The organism is uncultured Acetobacterium sp. (assembly GCF_927416815.1).
Classification (GTDB): Bacteria; Bacillota; Clostridia; order Eubacteriales; family Eubacteriaceae; genus Acetobacterium.
In genome coordinates this window covers 1-20,247 of the sequence record NZ_CAKMJU010000018.1, presented here as the reverse complement: position 1 = coordinate 20,247, position 20,247 = coordinate 1, and the positions used below count along the sequence as shown (strand labels likewise).

At 42.3% G+C, this 20,247-nt stretch carries 23 protein-coding genes, 1 pseudogene and 1 other annotated feature (1 of these 25 only partly in view); all 24 genes and pseudogenes read right to left on the bottom strand.

All coding sequences use genetic code 11. The features are described 5' to 3' along the window. Positions 1-138 (bottom strand) — a binding site (T-box leader) (it extends 93 nt beyond the left edge of the window). A 45-nt stretch (positions 139-183) separates the two neighbouring features. Then, a complete protein-coding gene (locus QZ998_RS02705) occupies positions 184-1,257 on the bottom strand; it encodes an AI-2E family transporter (protein WP_296557798.1) in 1,074 nt (357 codons plus the stop codon). Then, complete coding sequence (locus tag QZ998_RS02700; protein WP_296557797.1) at positions 1,258-1,785, bottom strand: hypothetical protein; 528 nt, start codon at positions 1,783-1,785, stop codon at positions 1,258-1,260. A 100-nt stretch (positions 1,786-1,885) separates the two neighbouring features. Further along, entirely contained in the window at positions 1,886-2,530 is a 645-nt protein-coding gene (locus tag QZ998_RS02695; RefSeq protein ID WP_296557795.1) for an acetolactate decarboxylase, read from the bottom strand. Positions 2,531-2,626: 96 nt separating this feature from the next. Then, positions 2,627-3,004 (bottom strand): iron-sulfur cluster assembly scaffold protein, encoded by a 378-nt coding sequence (locus QZ998_RS02690; RefSeq protein ID WP_296557793.1) that lies wholly within the window; start codon positions 3,002-3,004, stop codon positions 2,627-2,629. A gap of 39 nt (positions 3,005-3,043) precedes the next feature. Continuing rightward, a complete protein-coding gene (nifS, locus tag QZ998_RS02685; protein ID WP_296557791.1) occupies positions 3,044-4,252 on the bottom strand; it encodes a cysteine desulfurase NifS in 1,209 nt (402 codons plus the stop codon). 20 nt (positions 4,253-4,272) lie between these two features. Next, entirely contained in the window at positions 4,273-4,680 is a 408-nt protein-coding gene (locus tag QZ998_RS02680) for an Rrf2 family transcriptional regulator (protein WP_296557790.1), read from the bottom strand. Positions 4,681-4,841: 161 nt separating this feature from the next. Continuing rightward, positions 4,842-7,106: a bifunctional 4-hydroxy-3-methylbut-2-enyl diphosphate reductase/30S ribosomal protein S1 gene (locus QZ998_RS02675; protein ID WP_296557789.1), complete on the bottom strand. Its 2,265-nt coding sequence runs from the start codon at positions 7,104-7,106 to the stop codon at positions 4,842-4,844. Between the two features lie 7 nt (positions 7,107-7,113). Beyond that, positions 7,114-7,695, bottom strand: coding sequence for a lysophospholipid acyltransferase family protein (locus QZ998_RS02670; protein WP_296557788.1), 582 nt, complete (start codon positions 7,693-7,695; stop codon positions 7,114-7,116). Beyond that, entirely contained in the window at positions 7,692-8,345 is a 654-nt protein-coding gene (gene cmk, locus QZ998_RS02665; protein ID WP_296557787.1) for a (d)CMP kinase, read from the bottom strand. The genes QZ998_RS02670 and cmk overlap by 4 nt, the downstream gene beginning before the upstream one ends. Positions 8,346-8,378: 33 nt before the next feature. Then, entirely contained in the window at positions 8,379-9,614 is a 1,236-nt protein-coding gene (locus QZ998_RS02660; protein ID WP_296557785.1) for an NAD(P)/FAD-dependent oxidoreductase, read from the bottom strand. Positions 9,615-9,640: 26 nt separating this feature from the next. Continuing rightward, entirely contained in the window at positions 9,641-10,543 is a 903-nt protein-coding gene (locus tag QZ998_RS02655; protein ID WP_296557783.1) for a MurR/RpiR family transcriptional regulator, read from the bottom strand. Positions 10,544-10,545: 2 nt separating this feature from the next. Next, the gene (locus QZ998_RS02650; RefSeq protein WP_296557781.1) at positions 10,546-11,127 is read right to left on the bottom strand and encodes a class I SAM-dependent methyltransferase; all 582 of its coding nucleotides are present in this window, start codon (positions 11,125-11,127) and stop codon (positions 10,546-10,548) included. Then, on the bottom strand, positions 11,120-11,515 hold the full coding sequence (locus QZ998_RS02645; RefSeq protein ID WP_296557780.1) for a hypothetical protein: 396 nt from the start codon (positions 11,513-11,515) through the stop codon (positions 11,120-11,122). The genes QZ998_RS02650 and QZ998_RS02645 overlap by 8 nt, the downstream gene beginning before the upstream one ends. Continuing rightward, positions 11,515-12,201, bottom strand: coding sequence for a pseudouridine synthase (locus QZ998_RS02640; protein ID WP_366512381.1), 687 nt, complete (start codon positions 12,199-12,201; stop codon positions 11,515-11,517). The genes QZ998_RS02645 and QZ998_RS02640 overlap by 1 nt, the downstream gene beginning before the upstream one ends. Positions 12,202-12,215: 14 nt before the next feature. Continuing rightward, on the bottom strand, positions 12,216-12,866 hold the full coding sequence (gene scpB / locus QZ998_RS02635; RefSeq protein ID WP_296557777.1) for an SMC-Scp complex subunit ScpB: 651 nt from the start codon (positions 12,864-12,866) through the stop codon (positions 12,216-12,218). Next, positions 12,859-13,593, bottom strand: a complete 735-nt coding sequence (locus QZ998_RS02630; protein ID WP_296557776.1) for a segregation/condensation protein A — start codon at positions 13,591-13,593, stop codon at positions 12,859-12,861. Before QZ998_RS02630 ends, scpB begins: the two co-directional genes overlap by 8 nt. A gap of 3 nt (positions 13,594-13,596) precedes the next feature. Continuing rightward, positions 13,597-14,238: a site-2 protease family protein gene (locus tag QZ998_RS02625; protein WP_296557773.1), complete on the bottom strand. Its 642-nt coding sequence runs from the start codon at positions 14,236-14,238 to the stop codon at positions 13,597-13,599. A 208-nt stretch (positions 14,239-14,446) separates the two neighbouring features. Continuing rightward, the gene (locus QZ998_RS02620) at positions 14,447-14,995 is read right to left on the bottom strand and encodes an NUDIX hydrolase (protein ID WP_296557770.1); all 549 of its coding nucleotides are present in this window, start codon (positions 14,993-14,995) and stop codon (positions 14,447-14,449) included. Beyond that, the gene (nrdR, locus tag QZ998_RS02615; protein ID WP_296557768.1) at positions 14,982-15,464 is read right to left on the bottom strand and encodes a transcriptional regulator NrdR; all 483 of its coding nucleotides are present in this window, start codon (positions 15,462-15,464) and stop codon (positions 14,982-14,984) included. The genes QZ998_RS02620 and nrdR overlap by 14 nt, the downstream gene beginning before the upstream one ends. A 5-nt stretch (positions 15,465-15,469) precedes the next feature. Next, positions 15,470-16,522, bottom strand: coding sequence for a cell division protein FtsZ (gene ftsZ / locus QZ998_RS02610; protein ID WP_296557766.1), 1,053 nt, complete (start codon positions 16,520-16,522; stop codon positions 15,470-15,472). A gap of 266 nt (positions 16,523-16,788) precedes the next feature. After that, complete coding sequence (locus QZ998_RS02605) at positions 16,789-17,634, bottom strand: FtsQ-type POTRA domain-containing protein (protein WP_296557765.1); 846 nt, start codon at positions 17,632-17,634, stop codon at positions 16,789-16,791. After that, entirely contained in the window at positions 17,634-18,737 is a 1,104-nt protein-coding gene (murG, locus tag QZ998_RS02600) for an undecaprenyldiphospho-muramoylpentapeptide beta-N-acetylglucosaminyltransferase (RefSeq protein ID WP_296557763.1), read from the bottom strand. Before murG ends, QZ998_RS02605 begins: the two co-directional genes overlap by 1 nt. 3 nt (positions 18,738-18,740) lie before the next feature. Beyond that, on the bottom strand, positions 18,741-19,880 hold the full coding sequence (gene ftsW / locus QZ998_RS02595; protein ID WP_296557762.1) for a putative lipid II flippase FtsW: 1,140 nt from the start codon (positions 19,878-19,880) through the stop codon (positions 18,741-18,743). An 18-nt stretch (positions 19,881-19,898) separates the two neighbouring features. Then, a pseudogene (locus QZ998_RS02590) lies at positions 19,899-20,247 on the bottom strand (UDP-N-acetylmuramoyl-L-alanine--D-glutamate ligase); the annotation flags it as partial.

The following is a 20,247-nucleotide window of genomic DNA, read 5'->3' as shown; positions in this document are numbered from 1 at the left end:
TACTCAATGAATGTAAAATTCAAGTTTTCTTCTCAGCTGCTCAAACGGGGCAACCCTAAAGCAACTATAAAAGACTTTCAGCCACGTCTCTCTCTCTGCAATAGTTATTTTTAGAGCCTTCGTTCTCGATGCATTTCTTATATTAACCTGTGTGAATGATTATATTAATTCCCTATTTAAATGTCAATCCTTTTTTAGATCAGTAACGTCCTTTGAGGCAAATAAGGCAATAACATATCCGGCAATTACCTTAATCGTTCCAGCCATCGGTACCGCCATAATCATCCCTACGCCCCCAAACATGGCGCCAAAAAAGAAAATCGAAAAGATAATAAATACCGGATGGAGGCCGACATTGCCAGACATCAGCGCCGGAGCCAGAAAATTACCACAGACCACCTGAACCACCCCAATGACAATCAGCATCGGAATAATCATCAAGGGATTGATAAACAATACCAGCACCACAATCACGATGGTTCCTACCGCCGGGCCAAAATAAGGTACCATCGTCGTTATGCCAGCAATTACCCCAATAATAGTTGCATAGGGTAAGCCAAGCGCAAAAGCGCCAATCCCCGTCGCAATCCCGGCGATCAGGGAAGTTAAGCCCTGTCCTTTAATAAAACCACCAATGACCAGATCAATGTCACAACACATTTTAAGCATGCTGTTGCGATACTGCAATGGCACCAGATACATAATGCCCTTGATAAAAAGTTCCTTATCAATCAGTAAAAAGATTGTTACCAATGGCACAATGATGACATTCATCAGCTGGCCACTGTTTTGCAAAATAGCATTAGAAATCCCCTGGAGCGCTGTTGCAAAGCCCTGGATCACATTTCCCAGAACCTGTTCGAGGTTAAAAAACTGGGTAATGTCATAGCCGGTAAAATTTGAAATATAGTCAGACAAATCGGTGATGTAGATTTGGGTTTGCTCAACAAAATTTGGAATGCTCTTGATCATACTGGCAATATTGGTAATCAGACTGGGGACAAAGCTCATAAAAGCGCCGGTCACCACTGCTAATACCGCAAAGAAAACGATCAGTACCGCCGTCCCCCGATTTGACCCTTTGTTTTCGAGCGTTCGAACCAGAGGATTAAGTAAATAGGCCAACACGATGGCAAAGAAAAACGGTGCAAACATACCGGCCAAAGTTGGCCAGATAAAAAAGCAAAGTGAACCAATGATAACGACAACGATAAGATTGAGAAATAGCAATCTTTTTTTTATCGATGAATTGTCCATTTATCTTACCCCCAGAAGTTTATTGGCGATTCCACTTCCCTGTTTTTTGAATTCCAAATTATACATTTCTTTTTCGTAGTAGAGCACCTGATCTTGATAACACAATTCACTGGCCGGAATAATAGCAAACCCATAATCAATATCATCAAAAAAACTTCGTGAAATTTCATATTCGGTAATAACAAAGGTTTCCGCTTCAATGGTCGCATTAACCACATGACCAAAAGACTCCCTATTTTTATCGACCACCGGATAATCCATCAGCGGAAATGCTTCATCCAGATAGACCTTAACCTTCCGGCCTTTTGCCTTGATAATGACTTTCTCATTTTCAATAATCAGACGCTTATAATTAACGTCGATTATATTTTCTGGTTTAAAAAACTGTGCCTGTGAGAAAATTCCCCCGGGATTGATCACCAGATATTTTACAACATGATTGACAACCACCAGACTCTTGACCAATCCATGTCGTCGCCCTGTCTTTTGCGAAACAACTTCCACATTGAGCAAAATATTCGCTTTCATTTCGTGTTCCTTTCCTTTTCTGTCATATGCATATCTTACCCTATTATTTTTTTTATGGCAACGTTGTTTTTTCTTTTATTCATGATAAAATAGCAACTTTTCAATCATTTTTTGATATAATGGCTAGTTTTTCTGTGATCTTAAATTTAATATTTAGAGAAGCCGCGATGAGATTATTGACATGGCCGCCGATTTTTTTATCTTCTGATAAAAAATGAAAATGCCACCCTATCACATTTAATCCGCGCGCCGAGTCGGGGCAGAAAATACCTACCAGAGAGCCTCTAATCTTTTCAAGAACCAGCACTGACTGCTCACTGACAATTTTGTCCAGCTCTTGATAGGGCTGGCTTTGAGCCCATACCCCATGGATCTCGATGATCTCAAACCGGCCTGAGATTCTGCTCAATATTGGATTTTCAGTGTTATCAATAGACTTGTTTAGATTTGCTATCAGTTGACTCATATCTCCATTTATCTCGAGCACCTGTTCTTTGCTTTTTTCCAAAACGCCAAGGGTCGCAAAGGGGGTTGTATCCGATAAATCTGCCACTTCTACCGAACAGTCTCCCACGGCGCGATAAGCCACTCCATCCAAGACAATCATTTCTCCATTTAGTTTATCATAGGTACCAAACCCGGTATCGCCATAGGACAACATGTTTTTTATCGATATCTGTCCGTCATAGCCTTTATTCTGAAATGCTGCCAGCGTCGATACCTGAAAGAGTTTATTGTTTTTCATGGTTTCCTCCCTTTATAATCATCAAAAGAAAGACGCGGTCTCCAGTAAATAGAAACTGCGTCTTTTTATTTAGGATGCTTTTTTTACAATGCTTTGTTATTGGGCTTTCTTATTATGATAATCTTGAATAGCCGCCTGAATGGCTTCAGCGGCTAACACTGAACAATGAATTTTTTCGACTGGCAATCCGCCCAAGGCATCAACCACATCGGAGTTCTTAAATTTTCCCGCTTCTTCAATGGTCTTGCCGATGATCATGTCGGTTGCCATACTGCTGCTTGCCACGGCTGCACCGCATCCAAAGGTTTTGAAAGAAGCATCTTCGATGACGCCGTCATCATTAATTTTTAAGAAGATTTTCATAATATCGCCACAGGCTGGGCTGCCCACTTGACCAACACCATTTGCGCCTTCAATCTCGCCCACATGTTTGGGACAGGTAAAATTCTCCATTACTACATCTGTATATTCCATTTTATTTTCTCCTTAATTATATTTTTATCTAATTTATTTTTAGTGATGGTGATGCTCGGCTTTATCAAAGACCGCATCATCAATCGGACAATCAGCGTTAATCGGGGACATTTTTCGCAACCGTTCAATAATCTGGATCAGGTTTTCAACTACATAGTTGATGTCCTCGACGGTTGTATGCTTGCCAATGCTAAGTCTTAGCGATCCATGGGCTACCCCCGCTGGTAAACCTATCGCCAGTAAGACATGCGAGGGATCCAGTGAACCCGATGTACAAGCCGATCCACTCGAGCCTGCTACCCCGATAATGTCCAAGCTAAGCAGGATCGACTCACCTTCGATGTAATCGAAACAAAAGTTAGCATTTCCAGGCAAGCGCTTCTCGGGATGTCCATTTAACCGAACCTGAGGAATATTATCCATTACTCCTTTAATTAACAGGTCTCTTAATTTTTTCATATGGGCGGCATTTTCTGCCAGCTGCTCAGTCACCATTTCGGCTGCTTTACCAAAAGCTACAATTTCAGCAGTGTTTTCAGTACCGGCGCGTTTCTTGCGTTCCTGAGCACCGCCGTGGATTAAATTATCAATCGGAACTCCCTTTCTGATAAAAAGTGCCCCAATCCCTTTAGGTCCATATATTTTATGCGCCGAAATAGCGAGTAGATCGACATTTAGATCCTTTACATCAACGGGGATATTGCCCAGCGCCTGGACGGCATCGGTATGAAAAATAATTCCTTTTTCCTTTACAATTTCGCCGATTTCCTTGATCGGTTCAATGGTTCCGATTTCATTGTTAGCAAACATAATCGTCACTAATATGGTATCTTTTCTAATTGCATTTCGTAAATCATCCAAGGAAATCAGCCCGTATTCGTCAACTGGTAGATAAGTTACTTCAAAACCCTGTTTCTCAAGGTATTCACAGGTATGGAGAACCGCATGATGCTCAATGGTCGAGGTGATGATGTGTTTTCCCTTGGCCTGATTTTTCATCGCTATCCCTTTTATCGCCCAGTTATCCGCTTCTGATCCGCTTCCGGTGAAGTAAATTTCGCGGGGATCAGCATTAATAGCTTTGGCAATCTGGATCCGGGCGGCTTCAATGCTTTTCTTAACCCCTCTACCTTCTGTGTATACCGAAGAAGGATTCCCAAAATATTCAGTAAAAAATGGCAACATCGTTTCGACAACGGTCGGATCAACCGGTGTTGTTGCTGCATGATCTAAATAAATTCGTTTCATAACTTATACCTCTTTCTGGCTTATTTTCCTAATAAGTCCTGTAATGATCGATTGTCAATGATATTACTAATGCTGTCACTTATATCTTTCCAAAGCCCTCTAGTGACGCACTCTGGTGATTTTGAGCAAACTTGCTGGCCGCCACCATCAATGCATTCCGCCAGTTCGATCGGCCCTTCTAGCGCTCTGATGATTTCACCTACGGTAATGTCGCTAGGATCCCGGGCTAAAACATAACCGCCCCGGGCTCCTCTCATACTTTTTACCAATCCGGCATTTTTTAGGGTGGAAAAAAGCTGTTCCATATATGAATCTGAAAAACTTTGTTTTTCGGCGATTTCCTTTATTGAAACTGGTCCATCTCCGTATTGAAGCGCCAGTTCCACCATGGCCAGTACACCATATCGTCCTTTTGTTGAAAGTCTCAAGTGCTTTAACCTCCCTGGATTATTTCCGAGTATTCCACCGGGATTTAATGTCATTATAGCACGAAATCTTAATTTTTCAATAGGAAAATCGTTTTTTTGTTAAAAAAAAGACCTAATCTCCAGAAATAATCCAGAGATTGGGTCTTTTAAAAAGTCAGTTCTTATTTATCGTCTTCGCTGTCTTCGAAAGTAAGACCGCTGAACATATCAGCGAATGCATCTCCGAGGGTTACATTAGCAGTTTCTTCGTAAACTGTTTTGTTACGATTGTTATTGCTGTTATGGCTTTGTTGCGGTCTGCGGTTTCTGTCTCCGCCACCGTAGTTACTGGTTCTGTCACGATCGCCAGAGCTGGCATTGCTGCTACTATTGCTGCTTCGTGCTGTTGGAGCCGGACGTGCTGGCGCTTCTTCAGTCGCTTTTTTACTTAAGCTGATTTTTTCTTTTTCAGGGTTAATACCGATGATCTTCACCGTTAATACATCCCCTGTGTTTAATACTGAAGCAACCGATTCAACCCGGTTATAGCTGATTTCAGAAACGTGAATCAAACCTTCAACGCCTGGAATCACTTCAGCAAAGGCACCAAAATCTAAAATATTAGTAATGGTAACTTCAACTTCATCATCAACATTATATTTAGCAACGAAATCATCCCAAGGACGATCCATTAATGCTTTGACGCTTAATTTTATTTTTTTGTCTTCTTCATTTTTAGCAATAACCTTAGCTTCAATTTCCTGGCCTTTTTCGACAATGTCTTTTGGCTCATTAATTTTTTCCCAGGTCAGGTCTGAACGATGCACAAAACCGTCAATGCCATCAAGATCAACAAAGATTCCGAAATTGGTAATGGTTTTAACCACCCCTTTAACGACATCATCGACGTTTAATTCTTCAAAACGTTTGTCTTTCATTTCTTTGACTTGTTCGCGACGTTCTTTCATATCTTTTTCAAGAATAATTTTTTGAGAAAGAATCGCACGACGTCTTTTGGGGTTATAATCAATGATGATTCCCTTAACTTTTTCACCGATTAAGGTGTTCAAGTCTTTGACGTAACGGACATGATATTGTGATGCTGGCATATAAATATCAGTAAACCCGATATCAACGATTAAACCATTTCCAGAAATATCTTTGATTGTTCCTTCTAAGATCGTTTTATTATTAAAGGCGTCACTTAACTGTTTTTGTACGAGACGGTTATCATATTTGATTTTTGAAAGTTTGACATTTCCTGAACCTTCATTTAAATCAGTTACGATACACCAAACTTTGTCTCCTAATTGTACAAGTTCAGATAATACCTCATCGCTTCTCCATGTGAAATCATTCTTTTTAATGATACCATCTGCTTTGTAGCCAATGTTTAAGATCACTTCATCTTCAGCAATGTGAATTACTTCGCCTTCGATTTCAGCACCCCGACGAATTGTTTTTAATGATTCTTCAATTTCTGCTGCGAAATCAAAATTAGCATCATCATATTCGTCTTTTTCAATGGTTTCCACCACTTCCTCAACTACAACAGTTGGCTGTTCTTCAGTCGCCACTTCTACGACTACGTTTTCCTCAGCAATTTTGTTTTGCTCTTCCATACCTTCCAATACCTCCTTAACGATCCAATCCGGTGTTGATGCCCCTGCGGTAATACCAATTTTTTGATATTTCTTAACTTCAGTGAAATCTAAGTCCCGGATGGTTTCTATATGACAAGTTTTTTCGCAATCGACTTTACAGATATCCGCCAGTTTTTGTGTGTTCGAACTGTGGTATCCACCGATTACAATCATATATTCTACTGCTTTTGCAGTTTTCGCTGCCGCTGCTTGTCTTTCAGCGGTGGCTCTGCAAATAGTATTAAATATAACGACTTCATTGACTCTCGACCGGATCGCATCACAAATTTCATTGAATCTGGATTCGATGATGGTGGTCTGAGCCACGATACATATTCTATCATAACTTTCAATATTTTCCAACTGATTTATATCATTAATTATTAAAGCTTTATTTTGACACCAGCCCTTAGCTCCAATCACCTCCGGATGATCTTTATCGCCGACAATGACAACCTGATAACCGGCAGCATCATATTTTTCCACTTTTTTTTGAACGGCTCGAACAAAGGGGCAGGTGGCATTGATAACCCGAAGGCCTTTATGATTAATCGCTTCTATGGTTTTCTTGCCAACTCCGTGAGATCGAAGGATAATACAGCCGCTTTCAATGTTTTTTAGATCTTCATCCACTATTATCTTAACCCCCTGATCAGTCAGGCGCCTGGTTTCTTGAGCGTTATGACTGATCGGTCCTAAGCTGTATATATTTTGCTGACCTGATGCGATTGTATCGCTTACCATTTTCATGGCATTTTCAATTCCAAAGCAATAACCAGCCTTATCTGCAATAATTATTTCCATATTAACCTCAAGTCAATTCTAAAGCATAGACTGTATCCATGATTTTTCCGCTTAACTGCCGTGTTTCTTCTTCAGATAGTTTTTTGCCATAGTATTCTTCCAGATAAACAGGCGTGCCAATTATAATTTCAATCTTGCTTCTAAATCGGTACTTTCCTTTGATTCGCACTGGAATAATCGGTGATTTTGTTTTGATCGCAAAGACCACAAAACCGCTAGCCGGTGGCGTCCGGTCTTCCGGGTTGACACGATGGCCTTCCGGAAAAATCCCCAGCAGCTTGTCTTCCTTTAAAATTTTTAAGGAAGTCTTAATCGTTTCAACCCCGACCTTTTCACGATTAACCGGAAAGGCTTTGACCTGTTTAAAAAACCAGCTCAAAAGCGGATTTTTAAACAGTTCCGCCTTGGCCATATAATGAATTTCGCGGGGCGTTGAAAATGAAATCACGACCGGATCAATATTACTGATGTGATTGGGACAGATCAAGGCTCCCCCATTTTTAGGGATGTTTTCTTTGCCAGTAATGGTGATCCGAAAAAGAATAAAACTGAGCAGGTAGGTTAAAAATCGGCCAACTTTATAAATCATTGGCGCGCCTCGTCGATATGCGTTTTCATTTCTTGATAAACTTCTTCAATACTCTTTCCGGTTGTATCAATGACAATGGCATCCTCGACCTGCACTAATGGACCTTCTGAGCGATTTTTATCATTGGCATCGCGGCTCTCGATATCATTTTTTATCTCTTCCAGCGCTTTGCCGTTTCCTTTTTCATCCATTTCTTTTTTTCTTCGGATCGCCCGTTCCAGAACGTCGGCATCCAGAAAAAACTTAAGCTCAGCCGTTGGCAGGACTACCGAACCAATATCTCTACCATCCATCACCACGGCATGGTCTTTGGCATATTCGCGCTGCTGAGCAACCATCAAATCCCGGACTGCTTTGATTCTGGCCACATCCGAGGTATGCCGGGAAACCAGCGGGGTTCGTATTTCGCTGGTAACCTCCTTATTATTACAGAACACCTGATTGCCTTCAAAGCGGATCTCCGTTTTCCGGGCAATGTTAACAATATCTGTCTCATTATCAAAATGATCCCCAATCTGATTTAAAACGCTATGAGCAATGCAACGATACATGGCACCGGTATCCAGATAGGTCATATTATAGGCTGCTGCTATTTTTTTTGCTATGGTACTTTTTCCTGCACCGGCAGGACCATCAATGGCAATTTGCATCTTACTCTCCCTCATCCAACTCTTTCTAAGCACTTATTCAACGGCGTTTCCGGCCAGCCAACCGGTCGAAACGGCAATTTGGATATTATAACCACCCGTCAAGGCATCGACATCCAGCATTTCCCCAGCGATATAAAGATTTTTGATCAATTTTGATTCCATCGTTCCCGGATCGACTTCTTTTACGCTGACACCACCAACAGTGATGATCGCTTCGTTAAAATCCCGCAGCCCGGCAATGCCTATCTTTAAATGTTTAAAACACGCCACCAGCTTGTTTCGCTGCTCTTTAGTAATCTGGTTAACCTTGGCGACCGAATCAATTCCGGACAAGGCAATCATCACCGGAATCATTTTCGCTGGCAATAGGTCGCCCAGGGCATTGCTAAAATCCTTGTTCTGATATTTAAGAAAGTCGCGTTGAATCCGGGCATCCATTTGTTCGATACTCAAGGCCGGTTTTAAATCCAATTCCAAACTATAATCTTTTATATCTCCGCTCATATCAGAGCTAAGTGATAAAACCAGCGGTCCGGATATGCCAAAATGGGTAAACAACATCTCCCCCAGCATTGACTTGACCTTCTTTTGTCCCTTAGGTGTTTTTTTATTCAGGGTTAAGACGACATTTTTAAGTGACAGCCCCTGGAGATCCCGCGGCCAGTCTTCTTTGGTGTTGATTGGTACCAAACCCGGAGCCTGGGGGGTGATCTGATGGCCGTATTTTTTTAAGATTCTAAAAAAGTTGCCATCCGAACCGGTCGACGGATAAGTCCTTCCACCGGTTGCCAGAATCACTGCATCATATTTCTTTTGTTGGCCATTTTCAAGAATAACTCCGTTGATGCTGTTATTTTCAATTAATAAATCGGTTATTCTGGTGTTTAAGTAAACCTGACAACGGTTTTCTTTCAATGCTGTTTTAAAGCCACCAATCACATCGCTGGATTTATCAGAAATCGGAAAGACCCGATCGCCCCGTTCTATTTTCAAGGGTACCCCATGTTTTTCCAAAAAGGCCATAAAATCGGTATTGGTGTAGGAATAAAGGGCGCTATATAAAAAACTATGATTGTGGACAATGCTATCAAAATAATCGCCGATATCAACGGCATTCGTCAGGTTGCAGCGTCCCTTACCGGTGATATACAGTTTTTTTCCTAATTTTTCATTGCTTTCAAACAAATCAACCTGATGCCCTTTTTCTCCTGCCGCCACCGCCGCCATCATGCCGCCGGGGCCACCTCCAATAACTGCTATTCTACTCATTGATTATGCTTTCGTCCTTTCATGAACTAATTTTCCACTTCATCGCCGGTATAAATATAATGTTCGCGCCAGATTTCTTCAAGTTCATTAAAGGTCTCTTTGGTTTTTCCGATATTTCTCAGTCCGACCGAAATTACCAGCGCATTGATCAGTGAAAGGGGAGCCACTAATGAATCAACAAAGGAGTAAACATTGCTTTTAGCAATCAGCCGATGCTCAGTAAAAACATTGATCGGCGCATTTTCACTATCCGAGATTGTAATGATTTTTACCCCTTTATTTTTAAGAAACTCAAGCGCTTCAAAGGTTTTTTGGGCATAACGGGGAAAACTGATGGCGATCACCACATCTTCTTCATTGACCCGGATGAGATGCTCATAAATATCGGATACCCCATAATTAACCACCCGGACGTTATCGAGAATCAGATTAAGATAATAACCCAGATGTTCAGTTAACAAGGTCGTGGTTCGAAAGCCGATAATAATAATCTTGCGCGCATCTAAAATCAAGTCAATACAAGATTTGAAAATCTCATAGTCAAATTCCTCGAAGGTCGCATTGATATTTGAGAGATCTGATTTTAAAACATTATGAACGGTATCCTGGAGTGCCTTTTCTTTTTGCTCATTTCTTAAGGTCATGTCAATTCGCTCAATCGTTGTCAACTTGCTGTTAATTTCATCTTTTACTGCCCGTCGAAATTCCGGATAACCTTCAAACCCGAGGGTGACCGAAAAGCGAACCACGGTTGCCTCGCTGACGCCAACACTTTTTGCTACCGTTACCGCCGACATTTCAGCAACACTTTCATAATGACTCAACATAAAGTCAGCAATCAGTTTATGAGATTTACTCAATTTGGGATAACACTTTTTGATTGCCGAAAAAAAATCCCGGCTTTCTTTTATACATGAAATGTCTTTCATATCTACCTCATGCTCTCGATGATAACCAATGTAGGTGGCGATTCTCGATTTAAGGTGCGAAAATGATGCGCCACAAATGGTGCTTTCAAAGCCTCACACCAGCTGATCACAGCCTGGGACTCTGTTTTTCCGCCGAGATGACCCGGGTAAAGGCAAATGGTTATTAATCCACCCGCGGCTAATAAGGACAATGCCCCATTTAAGGCCGCCAGGGTCGTTTCTACCTGGGTGATGATGGTCTGATCACCATTAGGTAAATAACCAAGGTTAAACATAATCGCCTTGACCGAGTGTTTCCTGACAGCAACTGCCTGCAATGCCGGCACGATATCCGCGTGACTTTGATGAATCAGGGTGACCTGGTCGGCATACCCGCTTTTTTCCAAAAGGTCATTGGTTTGCTGTAAAGCCACCGCCTGAATATCAAAGGCAAAAACCTGACCACTTGCTCCCACACATTGGCAGAGAAAGAGGGTATCCTGACCCGTTCCGGCGGTAGCATCGACGACAATATCGCCAGAATTAATGATCGGTCTCAAAAATTCCTGAGCCAGATCGATAACCCGCAATGGTTTATTATTCACTACAGCCTGCACAGGGCTTAAAAAACTCTCCGATAAAGGCTTTATGAATCAAGGTATCGCCTTCCTCAGTAAATTCATGCTCTTTGAAATAGGCTGCAAATTCGCCGCTGGCTCCCTTTACTGATAATGATGTACAGCCATCTTCGGCCATTTTATATAGCAGGGTTCTGATAATTCCGTCGAAAACAGCCATCGCCTGATCGCCCTTCATGGTCATGATCATCTCGTAAATATTAACCTGTTCTGCTTTATATAAAAAGCGAACTGCTCCCAAAATTTCTGAATTAACAGTATTTTCGGCCACGATATACAAATCCCGTTCTTTTTCTTTTTCGGGAAATAATGCCTGAATCTGACTAAACGCTTTTGGAAATCCTATTTTTACCATTATTTTTCTCCTTTTAAATAAGTAATTTCATCGTGATTTAAATATCGCCATTCTCCGGGTTTCAAATTTCCCAAGCTTAGATCACCCATTGCTACCCGTTTCAAATCAATAATCGGATGGCCGATGGCGGCACACATTTTGCGGATCTGTCTTTTTCTGCCTTCGTGAATCCGCATTTCCAACAGACTGGTATCCTGATCTATTTTCAAAATCTTAATCGTCGCCGGTGCGGTACGATAATCCTCTATTTCAATGCCATCGCGGAAGGACTCCAGACTATTTTTATCGGGGCGACCTTTAACCAGACCCAGATAGGTCTTGCCAAACTCATGGCTGGGGTGAGTCAGAGCGAAGGTCAGGTCGCCGTCATTTGTCAGTAGCAGCAGCCCTTCAGTGTCCATATCCAATCGTCCAACGGTATAAAGCCGCTCTTTGATCGGCACCAGATCGAGCACCCGCTGACGACCATGGGTATCTTCAGAAGTTGATAGAACCCCTTTGGGTTTATTAACCATGATATATATTTTTATAGCTTCGCTTAATCTTTTTCCCGAAACGATAATTTGATCCTTTTCCGGATCAACCGGAAAACCGGGTTCGTAAATGGTAACACCATTAACTTGAACCACTCCTTTTTGGATTAGTTGTTCAGATTTTCGCCGCGAAGCGATCCCACACTGTGCCATATATTTCTGAATTCTCACTGGGCTGCCTCCAGAATTTCGGCCTCACCGATGGTTTTTTTTAGCATCTCGGCCAGCAAGTCTTGACTGGCTGGCTCTCTATTCTGTGATTCATTATTAAGCAACTCCAGATTAAAACTTTCCTGTTTGCCCTGAGAAAAAATCTCAAATTCTGGAATTTCCTTAAGGCTGGTAAAGCCCATCGCTTTAAGAAAGGCATTGGTTGTTTTATAAAGAATCGGCCGACCTGGGGCTTCCAGACGACCGCCGTCGCAGATCAGCCCGCGATCCAGCAAGCGCTGAATCGCACTGCTGGAGCTAACCCCTCTGAGTTCATCGACGGCCAGCCGGGTAACCGGTTGACGATAGGCAATAATCGCCAGGGTTTCGAGAGCTGCCCGCGACAGCCCGGTTTTTTCCTGATGCCTGGTAATTTCTTTAATATACCCGTAATAGTCGGGTTTTGTAGAAAGCTGATACGAATCCTTGATCTGAACCAATCGGATACCTCTTGCTTTAGATTGATAATCCTGTTTGAGTATTTCCATGGCAAACTGCACCTCCGATACCGATTTCTCTAGACATCGGCACAGTTCGGTGATCGAAACCCCATCTCCTGCGGCAAAAAGGATGCCTTCGATAATCCCTGCCAGTTCATCACTATTCATCGTTTTCTACCTCCCTGTGAATCTGAAAATCAATAAAGACCCGATTTTGAAGCAGCCGTAAACCGCTGATTTTAACCATTTCCAGTAGCGCCAATAGGGTTACTACTACCTCTTCTCGGGATATCTCCGGATGCAGCAGCTCAGAAAAACTGACTCCGGCGGCTCCGGCTTGAATTAGAACATCCGTTATTTCAGCAATTTTTTCTTCGATGTTGAATAATTCACGGATAATCTTCTGCGGCGGAGCGATCGCCTCTAATTCTTCCTCCTTCTGAAACAACAGCCGTTTAAAACATTGTTCAAGAGTATTGGGGTCGATGACCAGGGGAACTTCTTCGATATTCTGGGGGATATACTCCGGATCTCGATAAACCGTACTAAGCTCAACCTGTTCCCGCATTTGAAAATACCGGCTGATCTCTTTAAAGATCTTATACTCAACCAGTTGACGAACCAGTTTTGCCTTGAGATCTTCGGCGTCTTCCTGTTCATCATCGCTTTTAGGCAGCAAGGCTTTGGCCTTAATTTCCAGCAACCGGGCGGCCATGACAACAAATTCACTGGCCACATCCATATCCATATCCTGCCAGCTGCGGATCTGTAATAAATATTGATTGGTGATACTGGCAATCGGAATATCGCAAATATCGATCTTGTTTTTCTGGATCAGATTAATCAGCAGATCCAGCGGTCCTTGATAGCCATCCAGACTGACTGCATAGGCCATAAGCTAGGACCAGATCAGATTAAAAATTGGCAAAAGTATCGCTGAATATAAATTCACAATTGCATTAATTGCCGGGTTGATAATCATTCCCAATAAACCGGTAAAGGCCAAAACAAAAATCGCAATCATGCCGTAACGCTGATATTTATAGTAGGTCATCAGCGCCTTCGGCGGCAAAAACAAGGCCAGTATCTGAGATCCATCCAGCGGCGGAATCGGAATAATATTGAAGACGGCAAACATAATATTATAGATATAAACATACTGTAAAAGCGTCAGCAACAAGTCATTATTCAGGGGAACCACGGCCAGATAAGCCGCCATGCCCAAAAAAGCCAACAACAGATTGGTGAGCACTCCAGCCAGCGATACCACAATCATCCCCTTTTTACGATCTTTAAAATTTCCGGGATTAACCGGCACCGGCTTAGCCCAGCCAAACCGAAATAATAGCATCGAAATAAAGCCCAATGGATCAATGTGTTTAATTGGATTTAAGGTTAAACGGCCAGCATTTTTAGGGGTCGGGTCACCCATTGAATCAGCGGCATAACCATGGGCCATTTCGTGAAAACTGATCGCAATCAGTATTCCCGGCAGGCTCAGTATTAAATTAAAAAAATAGTCCGGTGTAAAATTAAACATTTCTCTTTACCTCATTATTCGCGTTGTAGATCTGATTTTGTCAGAGCCAAAATTGTTTTTTAATCGGCAGCTAACTTCAGCCAACTCTTTTCTTTGTGGTTTTCTGTATTAAACAGATCACACTCGATAGATAATATAAAATAGATGATTTATTCTAATGCTGACCTCTGCATTGAAATAAACCACCTATCCTCATTGAACATTATTATTATTCTGCTATCAATCTTCTTGCAGCAATAGAAAAATAATACCCCAGCGCTGCAACCGTTTTACCATCAATGAATTGGCCATTAATAAACAGGGTTCGGGCTGTCCGTACTGGTATTTTTACAACTCGGATAAACTCATCCGGATCTTCCTCGAGGGGGTCCCAAATTAATTCGGTGGCACAAAAAAGAGAAATTTTCTCTGAACAATAACCCGGGGTAGGAATAAAATCTCCCAATTTAAACAGATTAGTCGGACGATAGCCGATTTCTTCACGACACTCCCTGATCGCTGCATCGATTGGATCTTCTCCAATTTCTAACAAGCCGGCAGGGATTTCAGTTAGCAGCTGCTGACTGGCAATCCGGTATTGCTTGACAAAGATCATTTGTCCATCTTTGACAGTTAAAACGGCGACCGCTCCCTGATGCTCGACAATTTCTCGTTTGGAAAAACTGCCGTCTGGAAGCTTAACATCATCGATCCGTAACTTGACAATCCGGCCATCATAGAGCACTTCGCTTTTGACCGTTTTTTCAAACTGTTTCATGAGGAACCTCGGCCTGCTTTTCAGAAATCAATCGTTCCAACTCATCCATAAACGAAGCGACATCTTTGAATTGTCGATAGACTGAAGCAAAGCGGACATAGGCGACCTGATCCATGGTTTTTAAAGCCACCATCACCTGTTCGCCAATCAACGAAGAGGGTATTTCTTTCATTTCACCCTGGTATAGACTCCGTTCCAGATCATCCACTACGATTTTTATCGCGTCAATCGGAACCGGACGTTTTTCACAGGCTTTGATCATCCCATTGAATATTTTGTTTTTGTCAAAGGCTGTTCGTTGACCGCCTTTTTTAACAACAATCAGGGGGATATTCTCGACCCGTTCGTAGGTCGTAAAGCGTTTATTGCACTTGTTACACTCCCTGCGTCTGCGGATCATTGTCCCTTCTTCAGATGGCCGCGAATCGACTACCTTGCTGTCATCGAATGCACAATACGGACACTTCATCGGTATTATTCCTGAGTTAGGAAATCTGGAATAGAAAATTCACCAACCGAATCACTGGCGCTTTTGACAACTTTTTTAATAACGGCTTTCTTTTCTTTTTCGCCCCCCGATAAAAAGCCAGTGGCGATAACGGTAATTTTGATTTCGTCCCCTAGCGACTCATCAATGGTTGCACCAAAAATAACGTTGGCATCTGGATCAGAAGCTTCTCTGGCAATGCTGGCGGCCTTATCGACTTCAAATAAGGACAGATCTTCACCTGCTGTAATATTAAGCAGAACCCCTGTTGCCCCATCAATCTGAGTTTCCAGCAAGGGACTGAGAATCGCCTGTTTAGCGGCTTCTTCGGCACGATTATCACCCGTTGCACGACCAACACCCATATGAGCCAGCCCGGTGTCTTTCATAATCGTTTTGACATCGGCAAAGTCAAGGCTGATCAGTCCTGGCATCGCGATCAGATCCGAGATACTTTTTACACCCTGGAGTAACACATCATCAGCCAACTTGAAGGCATCTTTCAGAGAAGTTGATTTATCAGCCATTCTTAGCAGTCGGTCATTGGGGATGGTAACCAACGAGTCAACGTTTTCCTGTAAAAACTCACTGGCAATCTGGGCATTACGCATCCGTACCCGGCCTTCAAAAGAGAACGGTTTTGTGACCACACCAATGGTTAAAATTCCCATGTCTTTGGCGATTTTTGCAATAATCGGTGCAGCTCCAGAACCGGTTCCACCGCCCATACCGGCTGTTAAAAACAAGAGATCGGTGTCTTTGATCATATCAGCAATGGCATCTTTGCTTTCTTCGGCCGCTTTTTGACCGATCTCGGGATTCCCCCCAGAACCAAGTCCCTGGGTGATCTTTTCCCCAATTTGAAGCTTTTTTTCAGATAAAGCCAGGGCAAGAGCTTGTTTATCGGTATTGATAGCAATAAAATCGACACCCTTCATTCCTGCTTCAATCATTCGATTAATGGCATTATTTCCGCCACCACCGACACCGATTACCCGAATTTTTGCAAAATTATCGTAATTCCCATCTAATTCAAACACTTTTATTCCTCCTCTTACTAAACAGCTTTCTGGTTCTTAAATAATGATTTTGTATCTTTTTTCCTGAACATTAGATCAATTTCAGTTGTTTTTTCATCGATAATAACACTTCTTCCCATTATTTATGGATAAAGAAATGTTCACCCCTTTATATTAACCTTTATTTACAAATTTTTCAACTATTGAATAATAAATTAAGTAAAATAACTCTTATTATTTTATACTCAGACAAAATATTCGATTGATCTCAAATAATTGCCGATCGTTTATCGCGGTTTAATAACTGGCTTTGTTCCCACCGCCAGGTTAATAATCATATTACTGGTATTTTTGTCCAGGTTATTTTGGATATACGCCTTGTTGTCGATATAATTATCATAATCCCAGAGGATAAAAATCGTCCCATTCTTTGTGACAATTTCATAGGTATTCACTTCTGTCATCCGTACCTCGGATATCTTTTCCAGATTGTTATCATTTTTCAAATCTCTGAGAATATTCATAATTGTGTCAAAACGCCAATAGGGTTCAACCACCACTTCTTTGCCAATTTCTGTAATGGTAACAGCGTCACTGCCAAAGATAAGCGGGATATCTGTTTTTCTTAGGTACTCTCCGTCTTCAATCAGTTTTTTATCTTCTGTAATATAATAGACCTTGTTGTCATAATTCACCGCACAAATTGGTACCGATTCGATCATTCGGATGAGAATTTTACTTGGCATGATCTTGGAGATTTCCAACTCATCAAGATTCATCAAGGCATTAATGTTATAATTTGCCTGATTGATATCAATCAAAAAAATGCTTTCCCCAACGTTGATTCCCGATGCCTCAATAACTGTCTCGGTGTCAACAATTTCGTTTCCAACTACCTCAATTTCGGCTACATTAAAGATACCCAAATTAACGGCCTGGTAAACACCGAAGCCGACGACACCGCATATTCCAAGCACAACCAAGGTGCTAATCAAAGCTTTCATAATACGTTTGCGCTTATTCGCTTTTCGCTGCCGCCGCCGTTGTTCCCGGAGTTCCTGTTTTGTTGGCACCAGGTTTTGCGGTTTTTTTATTTTTTTCTCGATGGGGTTTTTCTTCTTCGATCGTTTCATCAATTCTCCATCAACTTATTTATTTCATCATAAATCCGATCGCCGGCATTAATAATGCTTTGTTTTTTTGTTACCTGACTCATCATCCGGCATTTTTTTTCGTCTTCCAATAGTGATTCAACGGTTTGAATCAGCCGTGCCCCCGTCAGTTCTTTGTCTTTGATGAGAACCCCCCCACCCGGATCGGTTATCACCCGGGCATTGAATTCCTGGTGATTGCCGGCTGCCATCGGATAGGGCACTAGAATTGATGGCACCCCAACCGCCTGGATTTCGGCCACTGACATCGCTCCAGAGCGGCTGATCACCAGATCGGCTGCCCCTAAAAGACGGTGTACCTCATTGCTGTAAGCTTCCACAAAAACATGGCCCGATGGTGAGAGCCCCAGGTTTTCAACTTCTTTTTTAATCGACTGATATTGGTCTTTGCCGGTTAAATGGTAAATAACCCGATCGTCTCGATCTTTATAGGATGCGATCAGTGATAGGGCGCTATGATTGATCGAACCCGCACCCTGACTCCCCCCCATAATCAAAATCATTTTTTGCGAATCTGAAAGGTTCAAATTATTTCTTAATTCACTTCGGTCAATCTGATGATAGTCTGCCCGCACCGGGTTTCCGGCCAAAAAGGTTCGTTCCTTGGGAAAATACTTTTCGGCCTCTTTAAAACTAATCGCAATCCGATCGACCCGACTTCCCAACATCAGATTTGTTTTGCCGGGATAGGCATTCTGTTCATGGATGATCGTTTTTATTTTTCGTCGGCTGGCAATTAAGAGCAGCGGTCCGGCGGTAAAACCGCCAGTGCCAATAACCAGATCCGGCTGATGTTTTTTAATTATTTTTTTGGCATCGTTAAGTCCGTCAAAGATTCCCTTAATCGCTAGCAGAGTTTCCCATGAGGCCTTGCGCTCAAATCCCCTGACCCGGATATACTCAATCGGATAGCCATACTGGGGGATAATGTTTTTTTCCATCCCTACCATCGATCCAATAAAAACAATTTCAGCTCCGGGATTTTTATTCTTTATTTTTTCAGCAATCGCCAGTCCCGGATAGATATGACCCCCGGTTCCACCTGCTGCAATGAGTATTTTCACGGACTACCTCACAATCTTTTTCTTGTTAAGTGCCGGCATTTTGCTCGACTCCATTTTCTTGCCGAGGTCAACATTTCGGGAGATATTTAAAATCGGACCCATCATCGCAAACAGGATCACCATCGAGGAGCCGCCAGCGCTGATAAAGGGCAAGGCCATCCCGGTTACTGGGATAATTGCCGTTGCAACACCGATATTCACTAATACCTGAAAGGCCAGCAACAGCATCACGCCGCTCGTATACAAGTAGGCAAAGGTATCCTGAGATTTCTGGGCGATTTGAAAGCCCCGCCAGATTACATAGGCAAATAGACCTAAAACAAGCAAACAGCCAACGAAGCCAAATTCTTCGGCAATATTAGCAAAGATAAAGTCATTTTGTAACTCCGGCAAAAATAAATATTTTTGTTTTCCATTACCCAGTCCTCTACCAAAGATCCCCCCGGTGCCAATAGCTAAGAGCGACTGCGATATCTGGTAATCATAACCACCTTTACCTAAAAAAACATTAAAGCGATCCAATCGCCATGGTTCGGCGATCATTAAACCAGCCACCGCCAGTACCCCAAACCCCAGATAGGGATAAAAGAGCTTGAACTTAATGCCACCAAAATAAAGCACCCCGCAAGCTGCCAGGGCAATCGCCATAGCCGCACTTAGCGAAGGCTCAATAGCGGTCAGTCCGCAAATAATTCCCAGTGGCAACATACAGTTTAATAAAAACGGCAGGTTTTCTTTGATAATCCCAGGTTTTCGCGAAATGATGGTGCTAAAATAAAGAATCACCGCTACCTTGGCCAATTCTGAGGGTTGAAAAGTAGTTACTCTTAAGTCAATCCATCGCCTCGCATCATTTACCTTTAATCCAATTCCCGGAATTAAAACGATGATCAAAAGAAAAATAGAAATCACAATGCCGACAAGATAGTATTTTTTATAAATCCGGTAATCAATCTTGCTCATGATGCCCATTACTGTCACGCCTAAAATAACAAATGCCAATTGTTTCAAAAACAAAGCGTAACCTTTTTCCCCACTAATGGTAGATGCGTACATGCTGGCACTAAATACCATGATCACCCCAATGCCTGCTAAGAGCATCAGGGCAATCAAAAAAGGTCGATCTATTTTTCCATTTTTCATGGTTCACTCCTCGAATTCTTATTGATTTTCGGTCACCAATCGCTTAAAAACCCGACCTCGGATCTCATAATTATCAAACATATCCCAGCTTGCACAGGCCGGTGATAACAAGACTGTATCGCCAGAATCTGCCGCTGCTTTGGCACAGGCGACCGCTTCCTCGTAATTATCAACCTTAGTGACAGCGGTAAAGCCCTTGATCGCTGCGGCCTTGATCAGATCATCCGCAGTCACTCCTAAAACAATTAGTCGCTTGACCCGCTTTGCGACCAGCTCCATCAGTTCGGAATAATCTTCCTTTTTATCATAGCCCCCAGCCAGCAGAATAATCGGTTCTGTCACCGCATTAAGAGCCGTAATGGTTGCA

Excerpts from the sequence above, each read along its gene's own strand:
- QZ998_RS02695 (WP_296557795.1), bottom strand. The coding sequence starts at position 2,530 with ATGAAAAACAATAAACTCTTTCAGGTATCGACGCTGGCAGCATTTCAG.
- scpB (WP_296557777.1), bottom strand. The coding sequence starts at position 12,866 with ATGAATAGTGATGAACTGGCAGGGATTATCGAAGGCATCCTTTTTGCC.
- QZ998_RS02670 (WP_296557788.1), bottom strand. The coding sequence starts at position 7,695 with ATGATTTATAAAGTTGGCCGATTTTTAACCTACCTGCTCAGTTTTATT.
- QZ998_RS02630 (WP_296557776.1), bottom strand. The coding sequence starts at position 13,593 with ATGGCCTATGCAGTCAGTCTGGATGGCTATCAAGGACCGCTGGATCTG.
- QZ998_RS02645 (WP_296557780.1), bottom strand. The coding sequence starts at position 11,515 with ATGGTAAAAATAGGATTTCCAAAAGCGTTTAGTCAGATTCAGGCATTA.
- nifS (WP_296557791.1), bottom strand. The coding sequence starts at position 4,252 with ATGAAACGAATTTATTTAGATCATGCAGCAACAACACCGGTTGATCCG.
- QZ998_RS02625 (WP_296557773.1), bottom strand. The coding sequence starts at position 14,238 with ATGTTTAATTTTACACCGGACTATTTTTTTAATTTAATACTGAGCCTG.
- QZ998_RS02640 (WP_366512381.1), bottom strand. The coding sequence starts at position 12,201 with ATGGCACAGTGTGGGATCGCTTCGCGGCGAAAATCTGAACAACTAATC.
- ftsW (WP_296557762.1), bottom strand. The coding sequence starts at position 19,880 with ATGAAAAATGGAAAAATAGATCGACCTTTTTTGATTGCCCTGATGCTC.
- QZ998_RS02690 (WP_296557793.1), bottom strand. The coding sequence starts at position 3,004 with ATGGAATATACAGATGTAGTAATGGAGAATTTTACCTGTCCCAAACAT.
- QZ998_RS02605 (WP_296557765.1), bottom strand. The coding sequence starts at position 17,634 with ATGAAACGATCGAAGAAGAAAAACCCCATCGAGAAAAAAATAAAAAAA.
- QZ998_RS02660 (WP_296557785.1), bottom strand. The coding sequence starts at position 9,614 with ATGAGTAGAATAGCAGTTATTGGAGGTGGCCCCGGCGGCATGATGGCG.
- cmk (WP_296557787.1), bottom strand. The coding sequence starts at position 8,345 with ATGCAAATTGCCATTGATGGTCCTGCCGGTGCAGGAAAAAGTACCATA.
- QZ998_RS02620 (WP_296557770.1), bottom strand. The coding sequence starts at position 14,995 with ATGAAACAGTTTGAAAAAACGGTCAAAAGCGAAGTGCTCTATGATGGC.
- nrdR (WP_296557768.1), bottom strand. The coding sequence starts at position 15,464 with ATGAAGTGTCCGTATTGTGCATTCGATGACAGCAAGGTAGTCGATTCG.
- QZ998_RS02655 (WP_296557783.1), bottom strand. The coding sequence starts at position 10,543 with ATGAAAGACATTTCATGTATAAAAGAAAGCCGGGATTTTTTTTCGGCA.
- QZ998_RS02700 (WP_296557797.1), bottom strand. The coding sequence starts at position 1,785 with ATGAAAGCGAATATTTTGCTCAATGTGGAAGTTGTTTCGCAAAAGACA.
- QZ998_RS02675 (WP_296557789.1), bottom strand. The coding sequence starts at position 7,106 with ATGGAAATAATTATTGCAGATAAGGCTGGTTATTGCTTTGGAATTGAA.
- QZ998_RS02705 (WP_296557798.1), bottom strand. The coding sequence starts at position 1,257 with ATGGACAATTCATCGATAAAAAAAAGATTGCTATTTCTCAATCTTATC.